The following is a 20964-nucleotide window of genomic DNA, read 5'->3' on the forward strand; positions in this document are numbered from 1 at the left end:
TGTTAACTTTCCAGACGATTTCGGCCACCGTAGTGACGGGGCTCACCGGAGGTCAATGCTCCGAGACGGGTCCGTTACCTGGGTTAGGCTCGCCTAAGGCACCCTGAACGCATGACCGACACTCGTCCTGACTCGCTGGCCCGGCTGCTGGGCGGGCGTGGGGGTGCGCTGGACGCGTCCCTGCCGCCGCTGGCGTTCGCCCTGGGCTGGGTGCTCGGCGGCCAGTCGATCGCGGCGGGCGCGGCGGTGGCCGTCGGCTGCGGCGTGGTGATCGGCGTCGTGCGGCTGGCGCGGGGCGAACGGCCGCGCGCCGTCGTGGTCTCGGTCGCGCTGGTCGTGGTCGCGGCCTACATCGCGTTGCAGACCGGGCGGGCCGAGGACTTCTTCCTGTTGCAGATCTTCGTCAACGCCGCCTCGGCACTGGCCTGGGCGGCGAGCATCGTCGTGCGCTGGCCGTTCCTGGGCGTGGTGGTGGGGCTGGTCACCGGGCAGAGGTTCCGCTGGCGGGCCGACCCCGACCTGATGCGGGCCTACCGGGTGGCGAGCTGGGCGTGGGTCGGGCAGTACGTGCTGCGGGTGGTCGTGTTCGGCGCGCTGTGGCTGGCCGGGCAGGTCGTCGTGCTCGGCGTGATGCGGGCGATCCTGACCTGGCCGTTGCAGGCGGTGTGCATCGCGGTCAGCTGGTGGCTGATCCGCCGGTCGCTGCCCGCCGACCACCCCGGCCTGCGCCACCCGCGCGTGCCCGGCCGGTCGGGCTCGGCCAGGTCCGGTGCGGACGACCTCGACGGCGAGCCGGGTGACGACGTGCCGCCCGGCGCGGTCGGTTCGGACGCGGTGGGTTCGGACGCGGTGGGTTCGGACGCGGTCGGGCGGGACAGCTCGCAGCAGGCGTAGCGACGGGTCAGTTCGGGCGCGGGGCGGTGTCGCCCAGCACCTCCACGGCGGCCAGCCAGGCCGCGCCGGCCGAGCTCTCCGTCGCGACCCGGACCGGCGCACGGGTGCGGGCGGTCAGCTCGGCGCGCAGCAGCGCACCCAGCGGGTGGGCGTGGACCAGGCTGCCCACCAGCACGATCGGGGTGTCCGCCGCGGCCGGGCGGGCGGCCAGCGCCAGGTCGGCCAGCACCGCCACCGCCTCGGCGATGATCGCCTCGGCGGACCGGGCGGCCGAGTGCGCCGTCACCAGCGGCGCGTAGCGGGCCAGGGCGATCGGGGCGGCCTGGTTGACCCGGGTGAGCAACGCCCGCCGCGCCTGCGCCGCCGGGTGCGGTGCGACGTCGGACAGGGTCAGCACCGCCCGGGTCAGCTCGTCCTGCTCATCGCCCTCCAGCGCCCGCAGGGTCGCCCGGACGGCCTCGCGGCCGAGCCAGTACGCCGACCCCTCGTCGCCCAGCAGCCAGCCGTGGCCGCCGACGGTCGCGGTCAGCCGGTGCGCGGTGATCGTGGCCGCGATCGAGCCGGTGCCGGCCACCAGCACGGTGCCGTCCGGGGACGCCGACCCGGTCGCGAACGCGGCCTCGCAGTCGGTGATCACCCGCATCGGGCAGCGCAGGCCCGCGCCGGTCCAGGCCCGCTCGAACAGGGCGGCCACCGCCGGGTCGGTGAGCTTGCTCGACCCGGCCATGCCCAGCACACCGGACTCGACCTTGGTGGCGTCCAGCCCGTCCAGCGCCGCGGCCAGGGCCTGGTTGACGTGCGCCGCGGCCTGCTCGGGCGGGTGGGAGTTGGGGTTCGCGCCGCCCGCCACGCCCGCGCCCAGCCGGGTGCCGTCGAGGTCGAGCACGAGTGCCCTGGTCGACGTGCCGCCGGCGTCCAGTCCCACCACGAAGCCCATTCGACCGAGTATGGGCGAAAAGCCGGGGGCCCGGCACACCCGGAAGGGTTGTGCCGGGCCCCCGGACGGCGGTCAGCCGCGCGGCACCAGCACCTCGGCCCGCTGGGCGGTCGCGTTGTGGTGGTGCAGCAGGAGAAGCCCCTCGGCCTGGTCGGCGGCCAGCGCGGCCGGGTCGCGGTGGACCTCCAGCACGCGCCCCGGCTTGGCCAGGAACAGCACCGCCGACACCTCGCCGGTGCGCACCGAGTAGCCGGGCGCGAGCGGGTCGAACGACATGGTCGCGCCGATCTTGTCGACGAACCCGCCCTCGTTGCCCGGCGCGGGGTACTGCCCGGTCGTGCCCGCGGTGTAGGTGAGCCGGGCGGACGCCGCGGTCGGGTCGATGCCCAGCGCCGCGAGCGTCACCGGCAGCACGACCACGTTGCTGTCCATCACGTTCGTGTCGACGTCGCCGTGCTGGGTGTTGACCGGCTGCTCGTCCACCACCTCGTCGTCGGCCACCCGGGTGGTCCGCGCCAGCCACACGTCGGCCACCACGTTGCCGTTGCCGTCCACCGGTTTGACGACCTTCACCAGGTAGTCGTGCTCGCCGTCGCCGGAGGTGTCGACCCGGATCTCCGGGGTGTTGCCCGCGCCCAGGGTCACCCAGTTCTCCCACGTCACCACGCCGAACGCGAGCAGCGCGTCGGGCGACTTGTCGCTCGGTGCGGTGGAGGCCGCGCCGACGTAGCGCAGGTCGCCGCCCTTGGCGCTGCCGTTGACCGCGCAGTCGGTCTTCACCTCGTCGGTGCAGTCGGGCAGCCGGTCCGACGTGCCCTGCAGCTCGAACGCGCTGACCAGCGACCGGTACGCCTGGTCGCCCTCGCCCTGGGCGAGGCCCCGGCCGCGCAGCCGCAGCGCGGCCTGGTCGCCGCCGAAGGTGACGGCGTCCGCCCCGATCTCGGCGACCGGCTTGGGCGCGGCGTACACCGGCACCCGGAGCAGGGTGCGCCCGGACTTGAGCACGACCCGGCCGGACGCCTCGGCGAGGAACTGCCGGGCCACGTCCACCTGCTGCTTGACCAGCGTCGGGTCGGCGACCTTGCGCAGGTCGTCCGGGGTCACGCGGAGGGTGACCTTGACCTCCTCGGCGCGGTTCGGGTGGACGTTCACCACCGGCGGCCACACGTCGAACCGGACGCCCGGCACCGTCGTCGCGGCCTGGTAGGACACGTTGACCAGCTGCGACTTCCGCCCCTTGTTGACCACCCGGATGTTCTTGCGCAGCGTCACCGGCAGCCGCGCCGCCTCGACCGGGCCGAACGACACGCCGACCGCGCCGCGCTCGTCGTCGACCATGGCCAGCAGGTCGGTGCCGACGGCGGCCAGGGCGTCCACCCGGCCCGCGCCGACCCGCATCGGGGCCTCGGTGAGGCCGGTGGTGGTGTCGTCGCCGGACTTCACGTCGGTGCCGGCGGTGGTCATCACGGCCGCCTTGACCTCTTCGACGGTCCAGTCCGGGTGGGCCTGGCGGACCAGCGCGCCGATGCCCGCGACGTGCGGCGACGACATGGACGTGCCGCCCTTGCTCGCGCCCCCGTCCCCGGTGCCGACGTCGGCGGACAGGATCGTGTCGCCGGGCGCGGCCACGTCGGGCTTGGCCGCGATCGGGCCGCGCGCGCCGCGCGCCGACGAGGGGGTGATGGTGTCGGCGAGGGTCGGTGTCGTGGTGGGCACCGAGTTGCGCAGCTTGCCGGTCATCGTGACCTGGAGGGTGCCGGCGGTGAGCGCCGGGCGGACCTCCTCGGTGGCGGTTCCGGTGAACTGGAAGACCGGGATGGCCGCGTTGCCCGCGATGCCGGCGAGGAAGTTGTCCCGGGTGGACGAGAGCAGCACGCCCGCCGCGCCCGCCGCCGTGGCGTTGTCGGTGCGCCCGCCGGAACCGCACTTGCGAGTGGCGTCGGAGTCGTCCCACTCCAGCCAGACGAACTTGCCGCCCAGGTCCTCGCCGATCGGCGCGCAGCCGTCGGCGTTGGCCGGGTCGGTGACCGGCACGACCGGCCTGGTCAGGTCGAGGGTGTCGTAGCCGGCGTAGTTCTGGCTGTACTGGCCGGGCTGGTCGCCCTGGCCGGGCACGGTGACGCCGTCCTGGATCGCGAACGCGTCGCGGGTGTTGGCCACCGCGAGGGCCTCGGGGACGTTGGCGGGCGAGCCGCCGACGTCGTAGAAGTCGCCGCCGTTGCCGGCCGACGCCACGACCAGCACGCCGTGCTCGACGAGCTTGCGCACGAACTGGCCGTCCGGGTCGTCCTGGCCGCCGAAGTCCGAGCCCAGCGACATGTTGACCACGTCGAGGTGGTCGGAGAAGTCGCCGTCGCCGTTCGGGTCCAGCGCCCAGTCCATGGCCTGCGCGGCGAGGTTGGTGGAACCGCCGCAGCCGAACACCTTCAGCGCGTAGAGCGACGCGCGGGGCGCGCTGCCGGGGCCGATCTCCATGGCGGCCAGGGCGTCGGCGGTGAGCGACCGGTAGTCGCCGGTGAACGGGGTGCCGTCGGCGTTCTCGCCGTAGCCGGCGGCGGAGCCCGCGACGTGCGTGCCGTGGCTCTGGCAGTCCATCGGGTTCGGGTCGGGCTTGGGCGTGGCCTTCGCGGGGACGTTGGCGTCGTAGTCGTCACCCGCGAAGTCGTAGCCGCCGACGACCTTCGCGGTCGGCGTCCACGGCTGGGTGCGGTCGACCGCCTGGTAGGCCTCGCGGGTGCCGGGGCCACCGAAGTCGGCGTGGGTGTAGTCGACGCCGGTGTCGATGATGCCGATCCGGATGCCGTCGCCGTAGCGGCCGGTCTGCGCCCAGACCCGGGCGGCCTTGGTCAGCTGCACCGAACTGGCGTTCTGCACGACCTTGGGCACGGCCAGCCGGACGGCCTTGACCTCGGGCAGCGCGGCCAGTTCGCGGACCTTCGCGGCGTCGGCGTTGACCACGATGCCGGGCACGGCGTTCGCGGTCTTGGCGACCTCTCGGGTGGCGGAGTCCTTGCCGCGCAGCACGTCGAGCACGCGGTTCGCGGTGTCGTCGGTGCGCTGCCGGGTCGCCACGGCCGCGGCGGCGGCCTGCTGGTCGCCCGCGCCGCGGGCCTTCTCGGTGTCGAACGCCTCGGCGGCCGGGGTCTCGGTCAGCTCGACGAACGCGGTGACCGCGCCCGTCGCGGCGGCCAGCGTCGACCCGACCCGCTCGGCGGACCCGGCCTCGACGTGCTCGGCCCGGGTGGGCGCGACCGGGTCGGCGGGCCGGCCGTCGGCGTCGGCGACGCCCGAGGTGACCAGCGAGGCGAACAGTGCGGCGGTGGTGGCGGCGGACGCCCACACCGCACGGGGGTGTCTCATCGGAGCCTTTCGTCGTCGTGCTGCGGGTGGACGGCGGAGCGCGTCGAGCCCGGTCGGATCGTCCTTCGGTCGTGGCGGGCACCCGGTCGGCGGGTGGTCGCGGTGGCGACGGTGTGCAAGAGAATGGTTCCGGACCGTGACACAAGGGCAAGTCATCGGACCACTTGACGGCGAAACCGGGTGGCGAAGGGGTCGACGCCGGTCATACGCCCGATGTATGCCCTGCTGATCGGAAGACGTCCATCCTGCTCGGCCCCTTCCCGGTGCCAGCCGGCGTCGAGTTCGGCCACGCCGACCGCGAGCCGTACCTGGCGGGCCGGCGGCGGTCGCCGGCATCCTGGTGGCCGGGCGGCCGGGCACCGGGGGTGAGCGCGGCCGCATCGCCTCCACCTGGCTGGGAGCCGCCGTGATCACGTTGTCGCGCCTCGGTTTCGGGGCCGCCCCGATCGGCAACCTGTACTCGGCGGTGGACGACGGCGCGGCGTCGGCCGCCGTGGACGCCGCCTGGGAGGCCGGGGTCCGGTACTTCGACACCGCCCCGCACTACGGGCTCGGCCTGTCCGAACGGCGGCTGGGCGCGGCCCTGGCCGGTCGGCCGCGCGACGCGTTCGCGGTGTCCACCAAGGTCGGCCGCCTGCTGGAACCGGTCGCACCGGGCGGCGACGACCTGGCCAACGGGTTCGCCGTGCCCACCACGCACCGCCGGGTGTGGGACTTCAGCGCGGACGGCGTGCGCCGGTCGTTGGAGTCCTCTTTGGACAGACTCGGGCTGGACCGGGTCGACCTGGTGCTGCTGCACGACGTCGACCTGCGGCCCGCCGAACGCGACCGCGCCGCGCGGGAGGGCTTCCCGGCGCTGGCCGAGCTCCGGGCGCAGGGCGTGGTGCGGGCGGTCGGGGTCGGGCTGAACGCCTGGGAGACCGCCGAGTGGTTCGTCCGGGAGACCGACGTGGACGCGGTGGTCCTGGCCGGCCGGTACACGCTGCTGGAGCAGCCGGCGGCGGCCTCGTTCCTGCCGCTGTGCGTCCGGCGCGGCGTGTCGGTGATCGCGGCCGGGGTGTTCAACTCCGGGCTGCTCGCCCGCGCCGAGGTGCCCGACGACGCGACCTACGACTACGCCGCCGCGCCGCCGGACCTGCTCGCGCGGGCCCGGCGGATCGCCGAGGTGTGCGGGCGGCACGGCACGACCCTGCCGCAGGCGGCGATCCAGTTCCCGCTCCGGCACCCGGCGGTGGTGTCGGTGCTGGTCGGGGCCCGGTCGGCGGCCGAGGTCCGGGCCGACGCGGCGTACCTGGCCGAGCCGGTCCCGGCGGCGTTGTGGGACGACCTGCGGGCCGAGGGACTGCTGTGATCGACCCGGTGCCGGACTTGTCGGTGCGGGACCGGGGCTCCATCACCCACCCGGAGTGGTGCCGCGCGGACGTCCGGTTCGGGCCGGCCGTCGAGGTGTACGGTCTGGTGCCGTAAGCGAAACCCTGGTCGGCGCCAGGTTGGTGGTGGAGCGTGCCGGCCGTCCCGCGCGTGCGCGGGTACGGACCGAGAAGGACACCACCACCGTGAACGAACAGATCATCGAACTCTTCCGCGCCCACTTGGCGGACCGCGTCCCGGCGACCGAGCTGGACGACGGCGTCGCGCGCGTCGTGGCCCTGGTCGGCGGCGACAGCCCGCACCTGGCGCTCACCGCGACCGTCGTGGCCGGGTACCGGGCGCTGCTCGGCCGGGTGCCCCGCGAGCAGGCGCTCCTGCTTGTCGCACAGGCGTTCCACGAGCCGCTGCGGCCGTACGTGCACGACACGACCAAGGCCGCGCTGGACGCGGCGGACGACCCGTTCCGGGTGATCACGGACGTGTCGAAGGACCGCGAGGAGAACTACTTCGGCGCCGACTTCGCGTTCGCCAGGTCGTCGGACGAGGACAGCTACCTGGTGGACGTCACCCGGTGCTTCTACGTCGAGGTGCTGGCGGCGTGCGGCGTGCCGGAGCTGGGGCCGGTGTTCTGCGAGTTCGACGCCTCCTGGATCGGCGCGATCGACCGCGACCGGCACGGCGTCGACTTCACCCGCCCGACGACCATCGCGCGGGGCGGCGCCACCTGCCCGTTCCACTTCCGGCGCACCGGCCGCCGCCGGGCCTGAGGCGCGGACCTCCGGGCCGGCCCAGGCCCGGAGGTCCCGGTGCGGGACCGCGCACCCCGGCGGCCGGTCAGGCGACCGCCGGCCGTGACCGCCGGCCGCCGCGCAGGACGTACCCGGCGGCGACCAGGAACCAGACCTGGACCGTCGCGCTGCCCACGCTGATCAGCGGGCCCGCGTCCACGCCGAGCAGCTCGACCATCGGCAGGGCGAGGGCGGCGGCGGTGAGGACGGTGAAGACCCTGAGCCACGACGGGACGTCCGCGACCTTGGCCAGGCAGAGCAGCCAGCCGGCGGCGAACAGCGACACCCCGAGCAGCTCGCCGACGCCGCCCGCGAACGAGTTCAGCGCGTCGTACTGCACCTCGATCGCCGCCCGGTTCACGTCCGCCTGCCAGTCGTGCGCGAGGTCGGGCATGGCGGTGAGCCACCGGACGACGCCGACGCACCGCGCCAGGGCGGACAGGGCGGCGAACGCCAGGCCGAGCCGGGCCACCCGCGAGTCGTACCGGCCGGGCGCGAGGGTCGCCGTGGCCCACAGCGCCACCGGCAGGAACAACGCGGAGTAGGCGAGGTACGCGATGTACCCGAGCCGCAGCGCCGTCTCGTTCTCGGCCACGAGCGGCAGCACGACGGCAGCGGGGTCGCCCAGGCTGGCGGGCCAGCCCACGGCGGCCCCGAGCAGCACGATCGGGACGACCATCAGCAGCCCCTCCACCAGCAACAACACGGCGGCTGCCCGCCCCGGAACGCCTTTGCGTCCCCCACTTGCACTGCGATCGATAGTTGCACCGCGATCAGTGTTCACGCTTGCACGCTATCGCACTGCGAACACCGATCGCAACGCGCTACCCTCACGCACATGGCGACCAGGCGGGAACGGCTCCGGGAACAGACGTCGGCCGAGATCAAGGCGGCGGCGCTGGCCCACCTGCGGGAACGCGGCGGCGCGGCGCTGTCGTTGCGCGCGGTGGCGGTGTCGATCGAGATGAGCCCGGCGGGCCTGTACCGCTACTACCCGAACCGCGACGCGCTGCTGACCGACCTGATCACCGACGGTTTCGCGGCGCTGGCCGACGAGGTGGCGCGGGCGCGGGACGCGGCGGGAGGCGACGCCTTCGTGGCGGCGGCGCTGGCCTACCGGGAGTGGGCGCTGGCCCACCCGCACGAGTTCGCGCTGCTCTACGGAACGCCGATCCCGGACTACCAGGCCCCGGAAGCCGGCCCGACCTCGCACGCGAGCCGCACGGTGGGCGCCGCCTTCGTGCCGCCGATCATCCAGGCGCACCGGCGCGGGACCTTGAAGCGCCGGGAGGTCGCGCCGACCCTCGCCGCGCTGAACACCTTCGCCGCGGCGGTGGACCTGCCCCCGGACGCGGCGGCGGTGGCATTCGCCGCGTGGACCGCGATCCACGGCCTGGTGGTCCTGGAGACGTTCGGGCACCTGGCCTGGCTGGGCGAGGACCCGGCCCCCCTCGCCGAAGCCCGCTTCCGTGCCCTGTCCGAGGACCTGGGGATCGCCCCCTGACCCCCGGCGGGTGAGCCGGAGCTAGGCCAGGTCGGACAACCACTGCTCGACACCGGCCACGTGGACGGTGGACCACGATCGAGCCAGTTCGGTCTGGTGGGCGGCCACCGCGTCCACGATCGCGCGGTGCTCGGCGACCGTGCGGTCCACCGCGCCGCCCCGTGTGATGCCGCGCCAGATCCGCCCCCGCGCGGTCGGTCCGGCCAGCGTGTCGAGCAGTTGGGCCAGGTAGGCGTTGCCCGAGCAGCGCGCGATCGCGCGGTGGAACTCCAGGTCGTGCTCGACCAGCTCCTCCACCGACCGCGCCTGCTCGGCGGCGTCGCACAGGGCGCGCAGGGAGGCGATCTCGTCCGCTCCGACCCGTTGCGCCGCCATCGCCGCGGCGGCCGGTTCGAGGATGCGGCGGACCTCCAGCACCTCCAGCACGGAGTCCTCGCCGCGGTGCAGGTCCAGCACGAACGACAGCGCCCCCAGCAGGTCGTCGGCGCGCAGGCTGGACACGTACGTGCCGTCGCCTTGGCGCACGTCCAGCACCCTGACCAGCGACAACGCCTTCACGGCCTCGCGCAGGGAGTTCCGCGACAACCCGAGTCGCCCGGCCAGGTCGGCTTCCCGGGGCAGTCGGTCGCCGGGCTTGAGCTCACCGGACGTGATCATTTCCTTCACGCGCAGGATCGCGTCGTCGGTGACTGCCACCCGGCACCTCCGTAGACCTCGGATGTCTGCCGCAAGTATGGGCCACCCCCTCGCCGCCGGGCGTCCAGACCCGCGTCCAGAGGAGTATTCACATGTGAAAACACATTACGGTTATCTTCTAACCACACGTGACGTCGCCCACCGGTTACGGCCATAATGGTCCAGACCATTTGAGGAGGGACCTTGGACACGGTTGTCGCAGCTCCGCGAGTACTGCTCGGTCGCACCATCACCGGTCCCGCCAGCGTGCGAGTCAGGGCGGGCCGGATCCTGGACGTCGTACCGGGCGACCCGCCCGCCGGCGCCGAGGTGCTGGCCGGCGGGCTGCTCACTCCGGGCCTGGTGGACGTGCAGGTCAACGGGGCGGTCGGGGTCGACTTCGCCGAGGTGGACGACGAGGGGATGCGCTACGTCGCCCTGTCCCTGCCGAAGACCGGTGTGACCCGCTTCCTGCCGACCCTGATCACCGCGCCGGTGCCGGTCGCGCTGCGCCAGGCGCGGGCCGTGCTGGCCGCGTCGGCCGCGCTGCCCGAGGGCTCCGGCGCGCGCCCGCTCGGCGTGCACCTGGAAGGCCCGTTCCTGTCGCCCAAGCGGCCGGGCGTGCACGACCCGGCGCTGATGGTGGAACCGGGACCGGCCGAGATCGACCTGCTGCTGGCCGACGACCTGCGCGCCGCGCTGCGCATGGTCACCCTGGCCCCCGAGCAGCCCGGCGGCCTGGCGGCCGTGCGGCGGCTGTCCGAGGCGGGCGTGCTGGTCGCGGTCGGCCACAGCGACGCCACCGGCGAGCAGACCCGGGCCGCCGCCGAGGCCGGCGCGCGGATGATCACCCACCTGTTCAACGCCCAGCGCCCGCTGGGCCACCGCGAACCGGGCGTGCCCGGCGTGGCCCTGGTGGACGACCGGTTCACCCTGGGCCTGATCGCCGACCTGGCCCACGTCGGCCCGGACGTCTGCCGGCTGGTGTTCAACGCCGCCGGGCACCGGGTCGCCCTGGTCACCGACGCGGTGGCGGCGGCCGGCATGCCGCCGGGGCGCTACCAGCTCGGCGGCGAGGTCGTGGTGCTCAGCGAGGACGGCGTGCCGCGCTCGCCCGAGGGCACCATCGCGGGCAGCGCGCTCACCCTGGACCGGGCGGTGCGCAACATCGTCTCGGTCGGCGTGGACGTCGCGGACGCCCTGGCGGCGGCCACGATCACCCCGGCGGACGCGATCGGCGAGCCGACCCTGGGCCGGCTCGAACCCGGCGCGGTCGCCGACCTGGTCTGGTGGGACGACGACCTGCGCCCGCGCAAGGTCTGGGTGGACGGCGAGGTCGTCTTCGACGCCGAGCTGGACCTCAACCAGCAGTTCGCCGCGGCTCGGTAGCGGTACCCGCGACGGCCCGGCGCCCGGGGAGGGCGGATTCGAGAGGTCGTTGCAACACGATTGGTTGGCCGGCTTCGACCAGGGGTTCAGCGAGGTGCTCGGCTGGGGTGCCCCAGCCGAGCGTTGTGGTGGGCGGCCGTTCGGTGGCGTTCGCTGATCACGACCATCGGCCTGGTGAACCGGGGCTGCCGCTGTCGGGCCCGGCGGCGGGGTTCGCGCACGGTGCGGCCCGGCCCGGCGGCGATCTCGCTCATGCTCACGCCCTCGCGATGGCCGACCTGGCCACCCCGATGAGCCTGCGGGTCGCGGTCACCCTGGGCCTGCCGGACCGGCTGCGCGGTGCCGGCGCGGCCGTCGCGGACCTGGCCGCCGACGTGGGCGCGTCACCGCTCGCGCTCGACGTGCTGCCGGCCCACCTCGCGGCCCTCGGGATGGTGGAGCGCACCCCCGCCGGCTACCGGACCACCGAACGCGGCACGGCCCTGTGCGCCGACGCCGACAACCGGGTGGCCGACCTGGCCGACCGGCCCCGGCTGCGCGAGACGTTCGACCGGCAGATGACCGACCGGCTGCCGGCGATGGTCGCGGGCTACGACTGGGGCCGCTTCGCCACCCTGGTCGACGTCGGCGGCGGCCGGGGCACCCTGCTCGCCGCGATCCTGGCCGCGCACCCCGCGCTGCGGGGCCACCTGGTCGACCTCGACCCCACCGCCGCCGAGGCGGCCCGCACCTTCGCCGGCCACGGCGTCGGCGACCGGGCGCGCGTGACGGCGGGCAGCTTCTTCGACCCGCTGCCGCCCGGCGCGGACGCCTACCTGCTGTGCGACGTCCTGCACGACTGGGACGACGAGCACGCCCACCTGGTGCTGGCCCGCTGCGCCGAGGCGGCCGGCCCGACCGGTCGCGTCCTGGTCCTCGAACCGGTCGGCGGCCGCCAGGCGGGCACCATCGGCGACCTGGCCATGCCGGCGATCTTCGGCGGTCGCGAGCGCCGGGTCGAGGAGTTCCGCGCGCCCGCCTCGGCCCACGGGCTGGTGCTCGACACCGTGACCGACCTGGCCGGCCGGTGCCTGCTGGAGTTCCACGCGGCCTCCTGACCGGCGAGACGCCCCCGGCGACGATGGTGTTCCGGATCGTGCCGACCAAGAAGGGAACCCCAGACCATGGTGACCAGCACACCGCGGCGCACGGCTGTCCTGGCGGAGATCGCCGCGAGCGTGGCCGCGCTGCACCCGGACCGCGTCGTGCGGGTGGGCGTGGACGGCGTCGACGGCGCGGGCAAGACGACGTTCGCCGACGAACTCGCCGACGCCCTCGCACCGTCGGGACGGCCGACGATCCGGGCCGGCGTCGACGGGTTCCACCACCCGCGAAGCGTCCGCCACCGGCGGGGCCGGGACTCTCCCGAGGGCTTCTTCCACGATTCCTACGACTACGGGCAGCTGCGCACGTCGCTGCTGGACCCGCTCGGCCCGGCGGGCCACCGCCGGTACCGCACCCGTGCCTTCGACCACGAGACCGACCGACCGGTCGAGCCGACCTGGGCGCTCGCACCCCGGGACGCGATCCTCGTCGTGGACGGGATCTTCCTGCACCGGCCCGAACTGCGCCCGTGCTGGGACTACAGCGTCTTCCTCCACGTCGACTTCACCGTGTCGCTCGGCCGGGCCGCCGCCCGAGGCGACCTGGACCCCGACCCGGCGGCCCCGGCCAACCGGCGCTACGTCCAAGGCCAACTGCTCTACCTGGACCAGTGCCGGCCCCACGACCTCGCGTCCGTCGTGGTCGACAACAACAGCCTCGGCACACCTCGGATCACCCGGCCGACCACCTGACGGGCAGCGCGTCCGGACGGGCAGCGCGTCCGGACGGGCAGCGCGTCCGGACGAGGCAGGTCCGGACGAGGCGGTGTCCGGGAACGACGATGCCCCCGGGATCGCCGGGGGCATCGTCGGGCAGTGCTGGTGCGACTAGCGGGTGCGGGTGATCTTGTTCAGGCCGCGCGGGCTGTCCGGGTCGCCGCCGCGGGCCAGGGCCAACCCGTGGGCCAGCCGCTGGACCGGGAGGATCTCCAGGATCGGCGCGACCTCCTCGGCCGTCTCGGCGACCGGGATGCGCAGCGCCGCCGCCACCTTGTCCGACGCCGAGCCCACCGCGAGCACGTCCGCGCCGCGCCCGTGCACCACGTCCAGGACGTCGTGCATGGCCTCGCCGCCCTTGCCCGCGCTGGTCACCGCGAGCACGGCGGTCTCGCCGTCGACGGCCGCGACCGGCCCGTGCAGCAGGTCCGCGCCGGAGTACGCGCGGGCCGCCAGGTAGCTGGTCTCGGCGAGCTTCAACGCCGACTCCAGCGCGGACGGCAGCGAGTAGCCGCGCCCGGTGGTGAGCACCCGGTCGACGAAGCGGTACCGCTGGACGGCCTCGGCCACCGCGTCCGCCGAGCCGTCCAGGGTGGACTGGGCCAGCTCGCCGATGCCCGCGACCGCCGCGCCGTTGCCGCCGCGGATCGCGTCCACCAGCAGGTAGAGCGCGAGCAGCGTGGCGGAGTAGGTCTTGGTGGCCGCCACGGCCTGCTCCACGCCCGCGCCGACGTCCACGGCCAGTTCGGCCGCGCCGTTGAGCGGGGAGTCGGCGGTGTTGGTCACGGCCACGGTCAGCGCGCCGCGGGCGCGCGCCGACTGGGTGACCTCCAGCAGGTCGGGCGACCCGCCGCTCTGGCTGACCGACACGACGAGCACGTCGCGCAGGTCGGGCTGCGCGCCGTAGAGCGTGGTGGTGGACGGGGACACCAGACCGGCGGGCAGCTGGAGCAGCACCTCGGTCAGGTACTTCGCGTAGATGGCCGCGTGGTCGGACGACCCGCGCGCGGCCAGCAGGACGAATCGGGGCTGACGCTCGCGGATCGCGTCGGCGACCGCGCTGATCGCGGAACGCCGGGACACCAGGTCCGCGAAGATCGCGGGCTGCTGGGCGATCTCGGCCGCCATGTGCCTGCCGGGCTGGTGGTCGGTCATCGAATGGCCCTTCTCAGGTGCTGGCGGCGATGCGCTCTGCCGCGGCTCGCAGGCACACCCGTGAACCGCCATGGGTGTTCACGCGGGCAGCGGTGCCCAGGTCCGGACCCGGGACGCCGGTCTCGACGTGGACTAGGTCTAGACCAATAGTAACCAGTGCGCGGACCAGGTCGCGAGCCCACGGGAAGCGATGTGCCTCTCGTGTCACGACCACGACAGTCCGGCCGCCGGCCGCCGCCGCGACCTCGGCCGCGTCCCGGGTGTCCAGCACGGTCGTGCCGGGCACCAGGTCGACCAGGTACGGGCCCAGGCCCCACGGCACCTCGTCGCCCACCGCGATGGACGCCTTGACCGCCAGGTCCAGCACCACCGGCGGGCCGGACAGCGCCAGGTCGCCGGTCACCTCCAGCGCCTGCCGGGCCGCCTTGAGGCCGATCTCCGGGTCGTGGCCGTCGACTGCGGCGGGCGGCGTGCCCAGGGCCGCGGTGCGGCGGGCCGCCTCCGCGAGCCGGGCCTGCGGCAGCTCACCGCGTTCCACGGCCGCCACGATGGCGTCGATCAGCCACTGCAACCCGGCGTCGTCGAGCGGCTCGCCACCCAGGCACAGCGCGTCGACGCCCGCCACCAGCGCCTGGACCGAGCCCTGGGCGAGGTCGCCGCCCACGGCCTTCATGTCCAGCCCGTCGGTGATGATCGCGCCGGTGAAGCCGAGCTCCTCGCGCAGCACCTGCACGGCCCTGGGGTTCAGCGTCGCGGGCAACGGCCCCCAGCCCCGCACCACCAGGTGCCCGGTCATCACCGACCGGACGCCCGCCTGCACGGCCGCCCGGAACGGCACCAGCTCCACGTCCCGCAGCTCCTGCTCGGTGCGCGGCAGCACCGGCAACGCCTCGTGCGAGTCCACAGTGGACGCACCGTGGCCGGGGAAGTGCTTCGCGCACGCGGCCACGCCGTTGGCCTGCATCCCGTCCACGAACGCGGCCACCTGCTCGCCCGCGGCCACCGGGTCGGACCCGAAGGCCCGCACGCCGATCACCGGGTCGTCCAGGGTCAGCACCAGGTCGGCCGAGGGCGCCAGGTTCAGGCTCACCCCGGTCCTGGCCAGCCGCGCGCCGATGGACGCCGCTACCGCCCGGGTCAGCCCCAGGTCGCCCGCCGCGCCCAGCGCGTGGTTGCCCGGGACCTCGGACCCGACCGCGGCGTCCAGCCGGGTGACGTCGCCGCCCTCCTCGTCGATGCCGACCACGACGTCCGGCCGCACCCCGCGCAACGCCGCCGTCAGCGCCGTCACCTGGGCGTCGTCCACGACGTTGCGGCCGAACAGCACCACACCGCCCAGGCCGTCGGCCACCCGCTTGAGCAACCAGTCCGGAGCCGTGGTGCCGTGGAATCCCGGCAGCAGCACGGCAGCGGCGAGCTGGTGCAACGACATGTCGTCTTATCCCTTCACGGCGCCGGCGGTGACGCCGCCGACCATCTTGCGCTGGACGATCAGGAAGAACACCAGCACCGGCAGGGTGAACAGCGCCGAAGCGGCCATCGCGCCACCCCAGTCGGTGCCGAAGTTGGTCTGGAAGCCGGACAGCCAGACCGGCAGCGTCTCCTTGGTCTGGTCCTTCATCAGCGACAGCGCGAACAGGAACTCGTTCCACGCGGTGACGAACGCGAACACCGACGTGGCGACCAGACCCGGGCCGAGCAGCGGCAGCGTGACGCGGCGGAACGCGCCCCACCGGCCGCAGCCGTCCACCATCGCCGCCTCTTCCAGCTCCAGCGGGATGCCGTTGACGAACCCGCGCAACGTCCACGCGCAGAACGGCAGCGTCACCGCGAAGTAGATCAGCGCCAGCGACGGCAGCTTGTCGAGCAGGTCGAGGTCCCGCATCATCAGGAACATCGGGATCAGCAGCGCCTCGAACGGGGCGAGCTGCGCGACCAGCATCAGCAGCACGAAGCTCTTGCGGCCGCGGAAGCGCAGCCGGGACATGGCCACGGCGGCGAGCAGACCGACGAGGATGGCCCCGGCCACCGCGGCCAGCGACACCATCAGGCTGTTGCCCAGCGACTGGAGGAACCCGGGCTTGGCCCACGCCGTGGCGAAGTTCGCCGGCGTCACCGAGAACGGGATCAGGTCGTAGCCGGTGGACAGCAGGTCCCTGGTCGGCTTGAGCGCCGAGGACACCATCCAGTAGGTCGGGAAGGCGAAGAACACCGCGATGAGCAACGCGGCGGCGTTCACCGAGATCTTCTTGGCGATCACAGCGCGCCCTCCTGCTTGATCAGCCGGCGCAGGTACTGGAACGTGAGCAGGCCGAGGATCAGCATCATCACCACGGACACCGCGGCGGCCACGCCGAAGTGGCTCTTGGAGATGCCCTCCAGGTACTGGTAGACCGGCAGCGTGGTGCTGCCGCCGTCCGGTCCGCCCTTCTTGAACGCCCAGATCTGCGCGAACACCTTGAAGTCCCACAGCAGGGACAGGAAGGTGACCATCAGCATCAGCGGGCGCAGCTCGGGCCAGGTCACCGCGCGGAAGGTCTGCCAGACCGACGCGCCGTCGATGCCCGCGGCCTCGTACTGGTCGCGCGGAATCGCGATCGCCCCCGCGTACAGCGAGAACGCCAGGAACGGGATCGCCTGCCAGACGATCAGCAGCCCGATCACGGCCAGCGTGGACGTGCCGGTGGAGAACCAGGAGAACCCGGCGAAGTCGTCGAAGCCGAGCTTCACCAGGGTCTTGTTCAGGATCCCGTACTGCTGGTCGAACATCCACTGGTAGACGGTGGTCGCCGCGAGCAGGGGCATCGCCCACGCCAGCAGCATGGCCACCTGGAGCACGATCCGCACCACCGGGGACAGCTGCCGCATCAGCAGCGCGATCAGCAGACCCGCCAGCACCGAGAAGCCGACCACGACCGCGGTGAACACCACGGTGCGCACGGCGATGGCCCAGAAGTCCGGGTTGCCCAGGATGGACGTGTAGTTGTCCAGCCCGACCCAGACGACCTCGCCCCGGGTCAGTTCCTTGAGGTTCAGCTTGCGGAAGCTGGTCACGAACAGCGACAGGACCGGCCAGCCGATCAGCCAGAGGATCCCGATCAGCGCGGGGGCCAGCAGCAGGTAGGGCAGCAGCCGGTCGAAGCTGCTGCCCTGACGGCGCTTGGCGCCGCCCGGAGCGGCACGCCGGGGTGCCGACTTGTCAGTCGGCACCCCGGCGTCGGTGGTGTGAACCGCCGTCATGCTGAGGTCATCCGCCCAGGGTCTTGGACAGGGCGGCGTTGGCGTCACCGGTGGCCGCGTCGAGCGACTTGGCCCCGGTCAGGTACGCGGTCAGCATGTCCTTGAGCGGGTTCTGGCCCGCCTCGACGGCAGCCCAGGCCGGCGTGGTCGGGGTGACCTTGCCGTTCGGGGCGGACGCGGCGAGCGCCTTGCCCAGCGGGCTGGTGGCCAGCTTGGCGGTGTCCTTCGAGGTGCCCGGGACGGCGCCGCCCTCGGCGAGCTGGTCCTGGTACTTCTTGGAGCTCAGCAGCTTCAGGTAGCCCTTGGCCAGGTCCTGGTTCTTCGAGCCCTGCGGGATCGCCACGTTCGAGCCGCCCAGGAAGACCGGGGCGGTCTTGCCCGAGGTCTTGGACGGGATCGGGAACGCCGCGGTCTTGTCCTTCAGGGTGGCGTCGGCCTTGACCGCGCTGCCCAGCTCCCACGGCAGGCCGATCATCATGGCGACCTTGCCCTTGGCGAACACCTCGAACTGCTGCGGCGTCGCCTCGTCGACGTCCTTGGGCGCCTTGGTCGCGGAGGCGTCGACCAGCTTCTTGTAGAAGTCCAGGCCGGCCTTGGCCTCGGGGGTGTTCAGCGCACCGGCCCACGCGGAGCCCTGCGCCTTGGCGACGTCGCCACCCTCGTCCCAGATGAACGAGAGCAGGGCGTACCAGGACTGGCCCGGCAGGTACAGGGCCTGGAACTCCGGGTCCGCCGCGTTGGCGGCCTTGAGCTTCTCGATCGCGGCGACCCACTCGTCCCGGGACTTGGGGGTGTCCGCGATGCCGGCGGCCTGGAACAGGTCGGTCCGGTAGATCACCGTGCGGTTCGCGGCGTAGAACGGCATGCCGTACTGCTTGCCGTCCCAGGTCAGCGAGTCCTTCAGACCGCCGAGCCACTCGCCGCCGTTGAGGTTGGAGACGTCGCCGCTCAGGTCGAGCAGGGTCTCCTCAGCCGCGAACTTCGCCGTCTGGGTGTTGCCCAGCTCGATGACGTCCGGCGGGTTGTTGCTGCTCAGAGCGGTGGTCAGCTTCTCCTGGATGCCGGTCCACTTCTGAACCTCGTACTTGACGGTGACGCCGGAGTTCGCTTCCTGGAACTCCTTGTTGAGCGCGTCGGTCAGGGTGGTCGGCGCGGAGCCGTCCATCAACCAGACCGTCAGCGTCTTGGGTTCACTGGAGTTCCCAGTGCCGTTGTTGGTGCTCGTGCCACATCCAGCCACGGCCACCGCGAGTGCGGCGGCACCTACGGCCAGTCCTCTCCAGCCCTTCACGTGTGCGCCCTTTCGAATTGCCCGGTCCCAGTGACCGGAACGCCTAAAGTGGTGTAGACCAATGCGGCCTAGAGTGTGCCTCGCCACAAGGCATGTCAAGGACGTTGCCGAGACGTTGCAAAGTCATCGGATCAATATCTTCGGTCTTGTCGGGGGTTCGGGCGCACGATCCGACGTGGACAAGGCATCCTGTGCTGGGAGCGCTGGCAAGGTCGAGGAGGAAGGCAATGCTGGAGACGAGCCCTGCATCTGGCGTCGACGCCAGGTCTCGCGCGCAGCGCGAGCCGAAGTACTGGGGACTCAAGCGGCACCTGCTCGACCTGCTGCGCGCGTTGCCACCGGGATCACCGATCCCGACCGAGCGTTCGCTGGCGGCCGAGTTCGACGTGTCGCGGACCACGGTCAGGCAAGCGCTTGCGGAACTCACGGTCGAGGGCCGGTTGCTGCGTGTGCAGGGAAAAGGCACGTTCGCGGCGGAACCCAAGGTGGCGCAACGCCTTCAGTTGTCGTCGTACACAGAGGACATGAAAGCCCAGGGCAGGCAGCCCTCGTCGCGCCTGATCGAGGCGTCCGAGATGCCCGCCGAAGCCGAGCTCGCCCGGCTGCTGGGGGTGCGCGCGGGGGCCAAGGTGCTGCGCCTGCACCGCCTGCGGCTGGCCGACGGCGAGCCGATGGCCATCGAGACCACGCACCTGGCGCTGGGCCGCTTCCGCGGTCTGCGCCGCTACCTGGCACCCGGTGCCTCGCTGTACCAGGTGCTGCGGGAGCGGTTCGGGGTCGAGATGGGCCACGCCGAGGAGACTATTGAGACCGCGCTGGCTTCGCCCGAGGAAGCCGAGCTGCTGGGTGCGGACATCGGCCTGCCGATGCTGCTGCTGTCCCGTCACTCGTTCGACACGGAGGGCAACCCGGTCGAGTGGGTGCGGTCGGTCTACCGGGGCGACCGCTACAAGTTCGTGGCGACGCTGAACCGTCCGGTGGACTAGCGGGGAACGACCGGCCGAGCACAATGGCCGGGTGGCGGACACGGTCCAGTGGGGAACTCCGCGCGCACGGGCCGTGCTCGCGACGACCGTCCTCGGTTCGGGGATGGCCATGCTCGACAGCACCATCGTCAACGTCGCGCTGCCCCGGATCGGCGCGGAGCTCGACGCCGACGTGGCCGGGTTGCAGTGGATCCTCGACGGCTACCTGCTGTCGCTGGCCTCGTTGATCCTGGTCGCGGGCTCGCTGGGGGACCGGTACGGCCGCCGCCGGGTGTTCACCTTCGGCGTGGTCTGGTTCGGCGCGGCCTCGCTGCTGTGCGGGCTCGCGCCGAGCACCGAACTGCTCGTGCTCGCGCGGGTGCTCCAGGGGGTCGGCGGCGCGCTGCTCACCCCCGGCTCGCTGGCGATCATCCAGTCCGCCTTCGTGCGGGACGACCGGGCGCGGGCGATCGGCGCGTGGTCGGGGCTGGCGGGCGTCGCCACGGCGGTCGGGCCGCTGGTCGGCGGGCTGCTGGTGCAGCTGTGGTCCTGGCGGCTGGCGTTCCTGGTGAACCTGCCCGTCGCGGTGCTGTGCGTGTGGCTGGCGCGGCGGTGCGTGCCCGAGTCGCGCGACGAGCAGCTCACCGGCCGGCCGAACGTCACCGAGTCAGTTGTCGGAGCTCTGGGCCTGGCCGGGCTGACCGGCGCACTGGTCGAGGCACCCGCCCGCGGGGCCGACCCGCTGGTCGTCACGGCGGGACTGGTCGGGGTCGCCGGGCTGGTCGCGTTCGTGCTGCTCCAGCGCCGGGGCCGGGACCCGCTGGTGCCACCCCGATTGTTCACCGACAGGACCTTTGTGCTGGCCAACGCCCTGACCTTCCTGGTCTACGCGGCCCTGGGCGGGGTCATGGTGCTGATGGTCCTGCAACTGCAGGTGTCCCTCGGCTACTCGCCCACGGCGGCCGGTCTGGCCAGTCTCCCGATCACCGCCACGATGCTCGCGCTGTCCGCCCGCTCGGGTCGGCTGGCCCAGCGGATCGGCCCGAAGCTCCAGCTTGTGGTCGGACCTCTGCTCGTGGCCGCCGGGATGCTGCTGCTTCGGAGAGCCGAACCGGGCGCGGGGTACCTCGACGGGGTGCTGCCGGGGGTCCTGGTGTTCGGCCTCGGCCTGGCGGCCGTGGTCGCCCCGGTGACCGCGACCGTGCTGGCCGCCGCCCCCGACCGCTACGCCGGGGTGGCCTCGGGCGTGAACAACGCCGTCGCGCGGACCGGCAGCCTGGTCGCGGTGGCGGTGCTGCCGGCCGTGGCCGGGCTGACCGGGGCGAAGTACGCGGACCCGGCGGCGTTGACCGACGGGTGGCAGACGGCGCTGCTGGTCTGCGCGGCGGCGGCCGCGATCGGCGGCCTGCTCGCCCTGGGCACCGACAACGACGTCCTGCGCCCGACCAAGCCGGGCCGCGACTGCCACAGCTGCGGCGTGGACGCCCCACCGGCCCGCACCCGCGCCTGACGCCGCCGGGCGGGTCCGGGCCGGTG

Annotated in this window: 18 protein-coding genes; 9 read left to right on the forward strand and 9 right to left on the reverse strand. The window is 73.4% G+C overall.

What is annotated here, in order from left to right; translation table 11 throughout:
* Nucleotides 1–111 precede the first annotated feature (111 nt).
* Nucleotides 112–894, forward strand: a complete 783-nt coding sequence (locus BN6_RS02130) for a DUF3159 domain-containing protein (RefSeq protein ID WP_015097876.1) — start codon at nt 112–114, stop codon at nt 892–894.
* Nucleotides 895–901: 7 nt separating this feature from the next.
* Here the strand turns inward: BN6_RS02130 and BN6_RS02135 are convergent, their stop codons facing one another.
* Both BN6_RS02135 and BN6_RS02140 read right to left on the reverse strand, forming a co-directional pair.
* Nucleotides 902–1831, reverse strand: coding sequence for an N-acetylglucosamine kinase (locus BN6_RS02135; protein ID WP_015097877.1), 930 nt, complete (start codon nt 1829–1831; stop codon nt 902–904).
* A gap of 72 nt (nt 1832–1903) precedes the next feature.
* On the reverse strand, nt 1904–5191 hold the full coding sequence (locus BN6_RS02140) for a S8 family peptidase (RefSeq protein WP_051075417.1): 3288 nt from the start codon (nt 5189–5191) through the stop codon (nt 1904–1906).
* A 406-nt stretch (nt 5192–5597) separates the two neighbouring features.
* Here BN6_RS02140 and BN6_RS02145 point away from each other — a divergent pair, with 406 nt between their 5' ends.
* Nucleotides 5598–6542 (forward strand): aldo/keto reductase, encoded by a 945-nt coding sequence (locus BN6_RS02145; protein ID WP_015097879.1) that lies wholly within the window; start codon nt 5598–5600, stop codon nt 6540–6542.
* A 205-nt stretch (nt 6543–6747) separates the two neighbouring features.
* Entirely contained in the window at nt 6748–7329 is a 582-nt protein-coding gene (locus BN6_RS02150; RefSeq protein ID WP_158509337.1) for an L-2-amino-thiazoline-4-carboxylic acid hydrolase, read from the forward strand.
* A gap of 67 nt (nt 7330–7396) precedes the next feature.
* On the opposite strand, the gene BN6_RS02155 is transcribed toward BN6_RS02150, so the two are convergent.
* Nucleotides 7397–8056, reverse strand: a complete 660-nt coding sequence (locus tag BN6_RS02155) for a DUF4386 family protein (RefSeq protein WP_041311691.1) — start codon at nt 8054–8056, stop codon at nt 7397–7399.
* 132 nt (nt 8057–8188) lie between these two features.
* Here BN6_RS02155 and BN6_RS02160 point away from each other — a divergent pair, with 132 nt between their 5' ends.
* Nucleotides 8189–8854 carry a TetR/AcrR family transcriptional regulator gene (locus BN6_RS02160; RefSeq protein ID WP_015097882.1) on the forward strand — a complete coding sequence of 222 codons (666 nt, stop codon included), beginning with the start codon at nt 8189–8191 and terminating at the stop codon, nt 8852–8854.
* A 21-nt stretch (nt 8855–8875) separates the two neighbouring features.
* Here the strand turns inward: BN6_RS02160 and BN6_RS02165 are convergent, their stop codons facing one another.
* Complete coding sequence (locus BN6_RS02165; protein WP_015097883.1) at nt 8876–9550, reverse strand: FadR/GntR family transcriptional regulator; 675 nt, start codon at nt 9548–9550, stop codon at nt 8876–8878.
* Between the two features lie 183 nt (nt 9551–9733).
* Here BN6_RS02165 and nagA point away from each other — a divergent pair, with 183 nt between their 5' ends.
* From nagA to BN6_RS02180, 3 genes are all read left to right on the forward strand, one after another.
* Entirely contained in the window at nt 9734–10918 is a 1185-nt protein-coding gene (nagA, locus tag BN6_RS02170; RefSeq protein WP_015097884.1) for an N-acetylglucosamine-6-phosphate deacetylase, read from the forward strand.
* Between the two features lie 143 nt (nt 10919–11061).
* On the forward strand, nt 11062–12015 hold the full coding sequence (locus tag BN6_RS02175) for a methyltransferase (protein ID WP_456238779.1): 954 nt from the start codon (nt 11062–11064) through the stop codon (nt 12013–12015).
* Between the two features lie 66 nt (nt 12016–12081).
* The gene (locus BN6_RS02180) at nt 12082–12753 is read left to right on the forward strand and encodes a nucleoside/nucleotide kinase family protein (RefSeq protein ID WP_015097886.1); all 672 of its coding nucleotides are present in this window, start codon (nt 12082–12084) and stop codon (nt 12751–12753) included.
* 135 nt (nt 12754–12888) lie between these two features.
* Here the strand turns inward: BN6_RS02180 and BN6_RS02185 are convergent, their stop codons facing one another.
* From BN6_RS02185 to BN6_RS02205, 5 genes are read right to left on the reverse strand one after another with little or no spacing between them, the layout of a single operon-like run.
* Nucleotides 12889–13932, reverse strand: a complete 1044-nt coding sequence (locus BN6_RS02185) for an SIS domain-containing protein (protein ID WP_015097887.1) — start codon at nt 13930–13932, stop codon at nt 12889–12891.
* A gap of 13 nt (nt 13933–13945) precedes the next feature.
* The gene (locus BN6_RS02190; RefSeq protein WP_015097888.1) at nt 13946–15364 is read right to left on the reverse strand and encodes a glycoside hydrolase family 3 protein; all 1419 of its coding nucleotides are present in this window, start codon (nt 15362–15364) and stop codon (nt 13946–13948) included.
* Between the two features lie 6 nt (nt 15365–15370).
* Nucleotides 15371–16192: a carbohydrate ABC transporter permease gene (locus BN6_RS02195; protein WP_015097889.1), complete on the reverse strand. Its 822-nt coding sequence runs from the start codon at nt 16190–16192 to the stop codon at nt 15371–15373.
* Complete coding sequence (locus tag BN6_RS02200; protein ID WP_015097890.1) at nt 16189–17172, reverse strand: carbohydrate ABC transporter permease; 984 nt, start codon at nt 17170–17172, stop codon at nt 16189–16191. Before BN6_RS02200 ends, BN6_RS02195 begins: the two co-directional genes overlap by 4 nt.
* Before the next feature lie 7 nt (nt 17173–17179).
* Nucleotides 17180–18463, reverse strand: a complete 1284-nt coding sequence (locus BN6_RS02205; RefSeq protein ID WP_015097891.1) for a sugar ABC transporter substrate-binding protein — start codon at nt 18461–18463, stop codon at nt 17180–17182.
* A 227-nt stretch (nt 18464–18690) separates the two neighbouring features.
* Between BN6_RS02205 and BN6_RS02210 the strand changes: the two genes are divergently transcribed.
* On the forward strand, nt 18691–19449 hold the full coding sequence (locus tag BN6_RS02210; protein WP_015097892.1) for a GntR family transcriptional regulator: 759 nt from the start codon (nt 18691–18693) through the stop codon (nt 19447–19449).
* Nucleotides 19450–19552: 103 nt separating this feature from the next.
* Nucleotides 19553–20938, forward strand: coding sequence for an MFS transporter (locus BN6_RS02215; protein ID WP_084672865.1), 1386 nt, complete (start codon nt 19553–19555; stop codon nt 20936–20938).
* The last annotated feature ends 26 nt before the right edge of the window (nt 20939–20964 follow it).

The sequence above is a fragment of the Saccharothrix espanaensis DSM 44229 genome (assembly GCF_000328705.1).
GTDB classification, from domain to species: Bacteria; Actinomycetota; Actinomycetes; order Mycobacteriales; family Pseudonocardiaceae; genus Actinosynnema; species Actinosynnema espanaense.